Source organism: Rhizobium subbaraonis (assembly GCF_900220975.1).
In the GTDB taxonomy this organism is placed as follows: Bacteria; Pseudomonadota; Alphaproteobacteria; order Rhizobiales; family Rhizobiaceae; genus Mycoplana; species Mycoplana subbaraonis.
The window spans coordinates 429,090-437,907 of the sequence record NZ_OBQD01000003.1 but is presented as its reverse complement, the minus strand read 5'-3'; the positions used below and the strand labels follow the sequence as shown (position 1 = coordinate 437,907).

General features: G+C 61.2%; 12 protein-coding genes. 6 read left to right on the top strand and 6 right to left on the bottom strand.

What is annotated here, in order from left to right; all coding sequences use genetic code 11:
• The 6 genes from CRO48_RS06530 to CRO48_RS06505 form a co-directional block, all read right to left on the bottom strand.
• Nucleotides 1–315: a hypothetical protein gene (locus CRO48_RS06530; protein ID WP_097137444.1), complete on the bottom strand. Its 315-nt coding sequence runs from the start codon at nt 313–315 to the stop codon at nt 1–3.
• Entirely contained in the window at nt 312–1,898 is a 1,587-nt protein-coding gene (locus CRO48_RS06525) for a DNA cytosine methyltransferase (protein ID WP_097137443.1), read from the bottom strand. The genes CRO48_RS06530 and CRO48_RS06525 overlap by 4 nt, the downstream gene beginning before the upstream one ends.
• Nucleotides 1,899–1,900: 2 nt before the next feature.
• A complete protein-coding gene (locus tag CRO48_RS06520; RefSeq protein WP_097137441.1) occupies nt 1,901–2,461 on the bottom strand; it encodes a hypothetical protein in 561 nt (186 codons plus the stop codon).
• A complete protein-coding gene (locus CRO48_RS06515) occupies nt 2,454–2,753 on the bottom strand; it encodes a hypothetical protein (RefSeq protein WP_097137439.1) in 300 nt (99 codons plus the stop codon). Before CRO48_RS06515 ends, CRO48_RS06520 begins: the two co-directional genes overlap by 8 nt.
• A 122-nt stretch (nt 2,754–2,875) precedes the next feature.
• The gene (locus tag CRO48_RS06510; RefSeq protein WP_097137437.1) at nt 2,876–3,268 is read right to left on the bottom strand and encodes a hypothetical protein; all 393 of its coding nucleotides are present in this window, start codon (nt 3,266–3,268) and stop codon (nt 2,876–2,878) included.
• 18 nt (nt 3,269–3,286) lie between these two features.
• Entirely contained in the window at nt 3,287–3,646 is a 360-nt protein-coding gene (locus CRO48_RS06505; RefSeq protein WP_141402018.1) for a hypothetical protein, read from the bottom strand.
• Nucleotides 3,647–3,834: 188 nt separating this feature from the next.
• On the opposite strand from CRO48_RS06505, the gene CRO48_RS06500 reads away from it, so the two are divergent.
• From CRO48_RS06500 to CRO48_RS06475, 6 genes are all read left to right on the top strand, one after another.
• Nucleotides 3,835–4,479 (top strand): helix-turn-helix domain-containing protein, encoded by a 645-nt coding sequence (locus CRO48_RS06500; RefSeq protein ID WP_097137433.1) that lies wholly within the window; start codon nt 3,835–3,837, stop codon nt 4,477–4,479.
• Nucleotides 4,480–4,835: 356 nt separating this feature from the next.
• Nucleotides 4,836–5,966 carry a DUF932 domain-containing protein gene (locus CRO48_RS06495; protein ID WP_245423442.1) on the top strand — a complete coding sequence of 377 codons (1,131 nt, stop codon included), beginning with the start codon at nt 4,836–4,838 and terminating at the stop codon, nt 5,964–5,966.
• A 116-nt stretch (nt 5,967–6,082) separates the two neighbouring features.
• Nucleotides 6,083–6,295, top strand: coding sequence for a hypothetical protein (locus tag CRO48_RS06490; protein WP_097137429.1), 213 nt, complete (start codon nt 6,083–6,085; stop codon nt 6,293–6,295).
• A gap of 7 nt (nt 6,296–6,302) precedes the next feature.
• On the top strand, nt 6,303–7,235 hold the full coding sequence (locus CRO48_RS06485; RefSeq protein WP_176526673.1) for a YqaJ viral recombinase family protein: 933 nt from the start codon (nt 6,303–6,305) through the stop codon (nt 7,233–7,235).
• A gap of 100 nt (nt 7,236–7,335) precedes the next feature.
• Entirely contained in the window at nt 7,336–8,100 is a 765-nt protein-coding gene (locus CRO48_RS06480; RefSeq protein ID WP_176526672.1) for a hypothetical protein, read from the top strand.
• A 32-nt stretch (nt 8,101–8,132) separates the two neighbouring features.
• Nucleotides 8,133–8,816 carry a 3'-5' exonuclease gene (locus tag CRO48_RS06475; RefSeq protein ID WP_097137423.1) on the top strand — a complete coding sequence of 228 codons (684 nt, stop codon included), beginning with the start codon at nt 8,133–8,135 and terminating at the stop codon, nt 8,814–8,816.
• Nucleotides 8,817–8,818: the final 2 nt, after the last annotated feature.

The window sequence follows — 8,818 nt, the reverse complement described above, 5'->3', positions numbered from 1 at the left end:
TCAATTCTCTGAATATTCATGTTCGGTTTCGGCGGGCGGGGCCGCTTCACGGTCCCGCTCGAATTTTTCGGCTGTGGCCATGGCTCTCATGACAGGTGCGAGCACTTCGCGGACGCGATCCGGAACATCCATGATCGCGATGATCAGCCGCTCGATGTCTTCGAAAACCTCGGCTCGGCGGATCTGCGTCGCGCTGGTTGCCGCCGCCCCGCCGTCCTTGGCGAGGGCGGCCTGCACCGTGCGGATACGGGAAGCCTCGGCCCCGGCAACTCGGGCCATTTCAGAAAGGCCGGCGCGCTTGCGGGGCCGGATCATTCTGCCGCCTCGCGCGCGCGGGCGAGATGCCCGCAGTTCGCCGCGACGAGGGCTTCGGCAAGATCGGGGGCGACCGAATTCCCGACGCATGAGCCCTGCTCAGTGGTGGTGAGCGGGCGGCCATCGACTTGGCAGTCGATCACGTAGTCGGAGCCGAACCCCTGGGCGAGGAACTTCTCCCGCTCGGTAAGCATCCGCATTCCGATATCGGCGATGAAGTAATTCGTGTCGTCGATCGTGACCGTAACAACTGCCTGCCGGTCCTCGACCGTGACAGTGTGGAGCGGCTCGCGAAGCGGCTGGCCAACAGCGGTGCCGTAATATTTGACCATAAAGGCGGAGACGAGCGCCGCATGGGTGGCCGATGCGCAGATCGTTGGGACAGGCGCCCGGATGTCTTTCGCCTGGCGCTCGCTGCCCTTCATGTTCAGGAGATGGCTGACAACGACGGCCTGCTGTGTGCCGCGAGCCGTCAGCGTGCTCAAAGGCTCCCGTGCGGAGCGACCGGGGTTGACGCCCCCGATCCGACGGCTGTCGTTGTTGTGCTGCGCGAGGAAGGCCGCCACGAGCGCGTGCTTCGAGCCGGAGGCCACTATCGTGCCGAGGGGCTTATGCAGATCCAGCACGCGGGGCGATTGCCCCTCCCGCTCGCCATACCCGGTTTGGATCAAGGTCGGTATGACCACCTGATTTTGATCTTTCGGACTAGCCGTGATCGTGTGAATTGGCGAAAAGCCGGAACGGACCGATCCGCCGTGCTGCGCGGCGGTCACGAAGAAGGGCTGACGATCGTCGATCACGTAGCGCTGAACGCCCCTGGCGATCCGGCGGAGAGTGTTGTCGGCGAGCGGCCGGATCGCCCGGAGGCCGTATTTCTCTTTGATCTGAGCGGAGGTGTCGAAGATTGAGGGGCACGGAAGCGAAAAGTCGATGATGTCGGCCGCCGTGCGCCACGGGCGCTTTCTCCCGGCAATCACATCGACGTCGTCGGCCGGCCCATGCGTCGGACGCGGCCAAACGATCGGCTTGCGATCGCGGCGAGCGATCACGAAAAGGCGCCTGCGGATGGTCGGGGCGCCGTAGTCGCACGCCCGGAGCTCGCGCCATTCGACCTTGTAGCCGGCGCGGCGAAGGCGCTTCACCCACTCGTCGAAGGTCTGCCCCTTCAACTGCGGAATGATCGCCCCGTCTTCATAAACCGGGCCCCAGGTCCGAAATTCTTCGACGTTCTCAAGAATAATGACGTCCGGCTGCGCCTCCTCCGCCCAGCGAACCACGACCCACGCCAGATCGCGGATATTCCGGTCGAGTGGCTTTCCACCCTTGGCTTTACTGAAATGCTTGCAATCGGGCGAAGCCCATAAAAGGCCGACGCGCCGCCCTTGGCAGACCGTCTGCGGCGAGACATCCCATATGTTGCTGTCCAGATGGATCGTCTCGGGGTGGTTCGCCGCGTGCATCGCAAGCGCTGCGCGATTGTGGTTGATCGCCACGTTCGGGGAGCGGCCGAGAGCCCGCTCGATCCCGGTCGATGCACCGCCGCCGCCGGCGAAACTGTCGATGATCAGGAGTTCGGGGGCCATGGTCAGAACCCCCGATACGGATCGTATTGCTCATTGGGCTGCCGGACATGGATCGGCCGGACAGCTTGCGCGGGGGCGATGATGCTGCACGAATAGAGCCAGCCTGCGAGGGCGTCGGCCGCATCGGGATCGCGCACGCCGTATCCGAGCGCCTGAAGCTTCGCGGTGACGAGTTGCTTGGCTTCCGCCTTCTTCGGGCGCTTGCCGATCAGAAATAGGCGAATGTCGTCCGCCCGGGCTTCGTGAAAATCGTAGACCTTGCAAAGGTAAGCGGCGGCCTCGATCACAGCGGGAAGGCCGATCAAGCGCAGGCCGGTGTCCCGCGTCGTTCGCCCACCCATATGCCGCGGATCAAGGGTGGCCTCGATCACGATCTGTCGGTAGGCCGTCGCCTGGCACCGCTGCGCCATCCATTTGAATGCTCCGCCGAAGACGGCGCCGCTGCCCGCGCCTTCCGGCGCAAAGCGTTCGCTGCCGAAGCTCGGCTCTCCGCCGGGGACGCCTTCGCACCACCCGAATTTCGTTGCGAGATCGAGGAAGAGGATCGGGCGGGGGTCAGCCATTGTGTCCGACCTCCTCAATCCACTTGTAGTCGAAGTGGCAGGGCGCGACGAAGGCGATCCCATTGAGGCCGACCACCATGGGAACACGCCGTGTGGCGACCTTTTCGCCGTCGGGGGTGTCCTCCGTCCAGATCCGCCAGCCCTTTATGCAGCCATCCTCGGCCAGAGCTTCATGGACCTCGTCGAGCGTGCGACCCGAAGCCTCGAAAGGGAACTGGATGTACTTGTAGGGATTGGATTTCGAGGGGACGACAGAGGTAACGAAAAGCTTGATAATTGCAGACTGATGCATTGAAGCGCTCCACAAAAAAAGTCGGAGCCGGTTTGACCCGGCTCCGTTCGTTGGGCGGCCGGCCCGTCCTTCGAACCGGCCGCCCCCTGCGTGGCGCTCACCGCGTTGACGGGAGCAGCCGATCAGTTGACCGTTTGGGAAACGACAGGGTCAGCGCTGCGCGCACCTCCCCGTTCGCGAACCTCGGTCACGATGTTCTCCATGCGATCGAGGATGTCGTCGAAGGCGTCGGTATCGGAGAACATGTCGAGCTTGTGCGCGTATTCGAGGAGGCAGCGGAGCGTCGTCTGGCGCTTCGCGGGGTCCATCTTGGCAAGGCCGAGCGTGAAGCGCAGGGCTTTGCGATTGAGGTTGTGGCGCTCGATGGCGCTTTTGACGACCTGGCCGGCCGCACCGGCCGCCTCGACTGCATCTGCGGCGTTGGACTGATAGTCGCGAAGGACGCGCTTGATCTCTTCTTTCGAGATCTCGCTCGTAGTCGTGACAATGCTCTTCTTGGGTCGGCCTCTGGCCATGCGCGGAACCTCCTCGGGTTACGACTGCGAGTTGACGGTCTCAGGCTTCGGGATGTCGGCGGGCCAAGGCACGCCCTCGGGCCATTCGGGGTGAATGGTGGGTTGCAGGCGTCCCCGGGCCGGTGCCTGCGCATCTATCGCAGGCGCCGGGCGATCCACGCCGTCCGGCCAGGCTGCCCCTTCGGGCCAGATCGCGGAGAAGCGCGAAGTGACCAAGTCATAGGTCCCCACGCGCATGTCCCTTTCCCGAAACGTCTTCACGAACTTGTTGTCGTTCGACACGGCGACGGACACGGCCGACGGCGAGGCGCCTGTTGCCGCGCAATAAGCGTCGAAGAGCCGAACGATGTTCGATCTAAGGATTTCGAGTTGAGACATTCCGAGCCCGATGGTTGCGAGTTCATGCCGAAGCAGCACGACGCAAACCATAATAGGGATTTAATCCCTAATCAAGATTTCAACGGATGTGATTTTGCGCGAAATCAAAAGACTTGAACTTTGAAATGTGTGGGGATAAGTCCGTCGCAGAGGGTTGAAAATCTCGGATTTTAGTACGGAGTGATGAGATGGGACAAAAGCTTCTTTCCCGCGTGCGCCGCAGAATGGCGGTGCTCGGCCTGAACAATACGCAGGTCGACAAGCAATCAGGACTTCCGGTTGGCTTCACTAGGGATTTGCTCGATGGACGCAAAGCGCAGCCTCGGGAAGCAAATCTCGCCAAGCTGGCAAAGGCTCTCGACTGCGATGTCGAATACTTGATGCTTGAACAGAGCGCACCCCGAAAGTTCGGCATTCCGGAGGACGGGCTGCCACTCCTGGGCACCTGCCGCGCAGGCGTTTTTCTCGAAGCCGTTCCGGAACAGGAAAACGACATTCGGACGCCCTTCGAGCCGGACCCACGGTTTCCCGCGGAATACCAGGGCGTTTATGAAGTTCGTGATAGCCACGCGGCCGGTCTGGGCATCCTGCAAGATAGCATGATCATTGTGCTGAGCTACCCCGGGATGCTCGCGATGAGCGTATCTCCCGACAGGCAAATCGTTGTCATCGGCAGAACCAAGGATGACGTTACCGAGATTTCCATAGCGCAGCTACGCGAAGATTATGACCCCGTTTATGCTGTTCGAAATTCGGGGGACAAGGAAACAATCATCGAGGGCAAGTGGGATGTTCTAGGACTGGTTCTCACGTCAATTAAAAGTTTCGCATAAACTTACACGAAAATCGCGTTTAACATTATCTATAATTAGTATCTCAATAAGAGACACATATACAACCATTTAGATATAGTATCACAATGGGCAGTCCTTAAAGGACTGCCCATTTGTGTATCTGAGGGAGTATATTATTAAGTTTATACAATAAACGCTGCGCGCAGATATCCCGAAACGGGGGAAATCGCAATCAAAAAATTTCCGCAAATTAGGGATTAAACCCCTAATTGGCACTTGAAAAGAGCATGGATTGCGGATTATTTCCCTATGCGTTGATTTGATCCACGCAACTCAAGGGACATCCGCCCATGCACAGCACAGCATTCAAGGTTGGAAATTTTGATAAAGGCATTATGCGCACAGATCTAACGCGCCAGTGGATGGCGCGGCCCGCAGACCAACGGTTCCTGTCCCTTTCATCCCTAAAGAGCTCCGTTCTAGCGCGAGCAGAACGCAGCGCGACGCTGACGATCGACACCCGCAAGATCGACGTAATCGCCCCTTCTGCCCCGAACACTGCCGCGGAAATGCATGATCTTTGGCTCGGCCTTCCCGGCGGCGATCAGATCGCGCCCTCGCATTGGAGTTTCGGCCAGCTATGCAGCCTCGCGAAGGCTCCCGCATCCCACTACCGCACCCTTCCCTCGCAGATCACGGCCGACGCCCTGGCATACGGCCTGCGCTACAACCGCAACGCGGATGAGGTGAAGCTCTACTCCAGCGACCAGAGCCTCCTTGCCGCTACCGGTCCAGACTACGGCCGGATCTTCGATCACGAGGTCGTCGATGCGGTAATGCAGGTAGCCGGCGACGGCATCGGCGATACGCGGTGGAAGGTGCCTGGCGTGTTGGATTGGGGCTCGATGACCTACAACCCGGAGCATCCAATCAGCCTCGATACCACGACGCTCTTCGCCAGTGATCGCGACGTCTTCATCTTCCTTGTCGACGATCGCAACCCGGTCGAAGTCGGGAAGCTTCCAAGCGGTGACCCGGATCTCATGTTCCGCGGTTTCTACATCACCAATTCCGAGGTCGGCTCGGGCTCCCTGCGCCTGGCGGCATTCTACCTTCGCGCGGTTTGCTGCAACCGCATCATGTGGGGCGTCGAAGGCTTCGAAGAGATCACGATGCGGCACAGCAAGCACGCGCCGAGCCGCTTTATGGAGCAGGCACGGCCCGCCCTGAAATCCTTCGCCGATGGCAGCGCACGCAAGCTCGTCGAGGGCGTCGAGAAGGCAAAGGCCGCAAAGATCGCGGCTGATGACGACGAGGCGCTCGCCTTCCTTTCTAGCCGCGATTTCAGCCGCAAGAGGGCGCTTGAAATCATGGAAACCGTCGAGCGCGAGGAGGGAAGAAAAGCCCGAACCGCGTGGGACTTCGCGCAAGGGATCAGCGCGTTCGCCCGCAACGTCGCCAATAACGACGACCGGGTACAAATCGAGGTCGAGGCGCGCCGCATCCTCGATAAAGTTTCTCGATAAATCAAAGTGTTGGCGCGGCATTGGGGGCCGCGCCAACGACCCCGTTATCCCCGCCCGTGGCCGGCGCCCATAGGTTGCGGAACAGAACAAATGCAGAATGCTTGAGGGAGTTTAAAATGATTGCACAGCGCAAACAGTCGGTTCGGGAATGGCACAACGAATTGCGCATCGGCCAGATGGCAGCGGCCCTTGTCGCCCGCCGGGTCGACCTGACGAGCGCCGGTGCTGTTCGCGCTGCGCTCCAAGCGGAGAGCTTTAGCGCTGACTGTATCGCCCGACTGACTGACGCCGCTGTAGATGAGGCTGCAATCCGCCTCACCGCTGTCTGAGGCCGCCATGATCGAAGAAATCAAGATCCGATCAACGGTCGACTGGCATCGGCAGCGCGCTCGGGATGTAACCGCATCCGTCGTTGGCGCACTGCTCGACTGCCATGAATTCGTGACCCGATTTGATCTGTGGGCGCAGAAAGCCGGCGTCGCGGGGGACGCTGATCTTGATGAAAACGAAGCGATCCGCCGCGGTCGCCTGCTTGAGCCCGTCGGCGTGCAGATCCTTCGCGAACTGCGGCCCGATTGGCAGATCACCCACAATACCGGTCGATCGACGGTCTATTTCCGCGATCGCGAATACCGCCTGGGGGCAACGCCCGACGTCATCGCGATCGACCCGGTGCGTGGCAAGGGCATTGTTCAGCTTAAGAGCGTCGAGCCATCGGCGTTCCGCCGGAAATGGCAGCCCGACGACGGTCCGATCGAGCCGCCGCTCTGGATCGCGCTGCAAGCCACGATCGAGGGATATCTAACCGGAAGCTCGTGGGCCGCGGTCGCCCCCATCGTGGTCGGCCACGGCATCAGAATGCCGATCATCGACGTCCCTATACTTCCCGGTGTCGTCGAGCGACTTCAAGACGAAAGCCTCGCCTTCTGGCAATCGGTTTCCGACGGCCAGGCGCCGGCGGCGAACTATAGCCGGGACGCCGATACGATCGAGCGGATGTATTCCAGCGATGACGGCGAGGAAATTGATCTCAGCCGGGACAATCGAGTTCTCGATCTGATCGCGAAGCACCACGAATTGCGGCAGGCGGCCAAGGCGACCGCCGCGGAGCTTGCCGCAGTCGACGCGGAAATCAAACACAAGATGGCCGGAGCCACCATTGGGCATCTGGCAGGCGGGCAGAAAATCACATGGCGCCAGCAGCGTCGTGCGGCCTTCCACGCGCCAGCCTCCTTGATCCGCGTCCTACGCGTGCCGCCGCCCGAGTAAGCGGCCAACAAGACGCCCGGCGGCGATCGGGCTGCAACCCATACGCACGCCGCCGGACGACAGCCGACCCAGCAACCTAGCAAGCCACAAGGAGGCCGCGTTGAACGTAGCCGCTGAGAATGAACGCGCCGTTATTGGCGGGAATAACCCACCAATCCCCGAGGTGCTCGCCGCACAATACGCGGACTTGATCTCAAAGATTGAGCCGATCGCAGAGCGCGCAAACGCACTGCCGAAGAAGATCCAGAGCGATCAGGATCTCGAAACGGTGGCGCCCGTCATCGTTGACGCGAACGAGCTTTCGAAAAAGCTCGAAGCCACCCGGAAGATCGAGAAGGAACCTCATCTCTCCGCTGGTCGCGAGGTGGACGCATTCTTCAATCCCCTCGTCGATCGCCTCGATCGCATCGCGGACACCTTCGAAGAACTGTCGACATCCTATCAGCGCGAGAAGATCGCACGAGAGCGCCGCGAGCGCGAGGCGGAAGCCGCCAGGCTTCGGGAGGCCGAGGAGAAGAAGCGCGCGGAGGCAGAGAAGGCGAAGCGGCCCGACACCGTCGAGCGCAAGCACGACGAGGCCGACGAGCTTTCTTTGCAGGCAGCCCAGGCGGAAGAAAAGGCCGCGGCTGCGAACAAGGATCTCGGCAGGATGCAGACGGCGACGGGGGTCAAGGTCGGCGTCCGGACTACTTGGGATTTCCGCATCACGGATTACGAGGCGATCCCGCTCGAAAAGCTCCGCCCTTACCTCAAGCGCGAGCACGTCGAGCAGGCGATCCGCTCCTTCGTGAAAATCCAAAAGGGTTCAACCGGCCTCGCGGGCGTCGAAGCCTTCGAGGATGTCTCCACCAATTTCCGCCGCTGATTGCGCGCGGGCATCCTGAAAGGATTGCCGCAGTGAATTATCTTGTCATCGATACAGAAACGAGCGGGCTCTTCGACTTCAAACAGCCGGCAGATGCCCCCGGCCAGCCCCGCCTCGCCCATCTCGCCATGATCCGCGTGAACGCCGATCTCGTCGAAGAGGATCGCACCGATCTTTATGTCCTGCCGCGGGGCTGGACAATGCCGCAGGGGCCGGGGTCTGCCGGCGCCGTCAATGGGCTCACGGACGAATTCCTTGAGGCTAATGGGCTTCCGATCAGCCACGTCCTCGACACCTACATCGACGAGATCCGGGCCGGTCGCGCCGTCGTTGCCTTCAATGCCCAATACGATTGCAAGGTAATGCGCGGGGAGCTTCGTCGCCTCGGCCTTCCCGATCTCTTCGAGGAGACGCCCAACATCTGCGTCATGCGCCCGCTGACCGGCATCTGCCGTATCCCGCGGCCGAACGGACGGGGCCTCAAGTTCCCGAACCTCACGGAAGCGCTCGACCACTTCAAGGTTCGCCCCTCGAAGTTCAAAGCACATGGCGCGGTGGACGACGCGCACGGCGCCCTCCTGATCATGCGGCAGCTGCATCGCATCGGAATGCTGCCTGATCCGGCCGTCCACTACGCCAAGGAAAAGCCGGCTGAAAAGCCCGCGGCTGCACCCAAGCGCGGGCGCCGGCTCGTGCCCAACGACCAACCTTTCTGATC

Coding starts and splice junctions, on each gene's coding strand:
- CRO48_RS06485 (WP_176526673.1), top strand. CDS start 6,303: ATGATCGAAGAAATCAAGATCCGATCAACGGTCGACTGGCATCGGCAG.
- CRO48_RS06530 (WP_097137444.1), bottom strand. CDS start 315: ATGATCCGGCCCCGCAAGCGCGCCGGCCTTTCTGAAATGGCCCGAGTT.
- CRO48_RS06510 (WP_097137437.1), bottom strand. CDS start 3,268: ATGGCCAGAGGCCGACCCAAGAAGAGCATTGTCACGACTACGAGCGAG.
- CRO48_RS06520 (WP_097137441.1), bottom strand. CDS start 2,461: ATGGCTGACCCCCGCCCGATCCTCTTCCTCGATCTCGCAACGAAATTC.
- CRO48_RS06500 (WP_097137433.1), top strand. CDS start 3,835: ATGGGACAAAAGCTTCTTTCCCGCGTGCGCCGCAGAATGGCGGTGCTC.
- CRO48_RS06515 (WP_097137439.1), bottom strand. CDS start 2,753: ATGCATCAGTCTGCAATTATCAAGCTTTTCGTTACCTCTGTCGTCCCC.
- CRO48_RS06525 (WP_097137443.1), bottom strand. CDS start 1,898: ATGGCCCCCGAACTCCTGATCATCGACAGTTTCGCCGGCGGCGGCGGT.
- CRO48_RS06505 (WP_141402018.1), bottom strand. CDS start 3,646: ATGTCTCAACTCGAAATCCTTAGATCGAACATCGTTCGGCTCTTCGAC.
- CRO48_RS06490 (WP_097137429.1), top strand. CDS start 6,083: ATGATTGCACAGCGCAAACAGTCGGTTCGGGAATGGCACAACGAATTG.
- CRO48_RS06495 (WP_245423442.1), top strand. CDS start 4,836: ATGCGCACAGATCTAACGCGCCAGTGGATGGCGCGGCCCGCAGACCAA.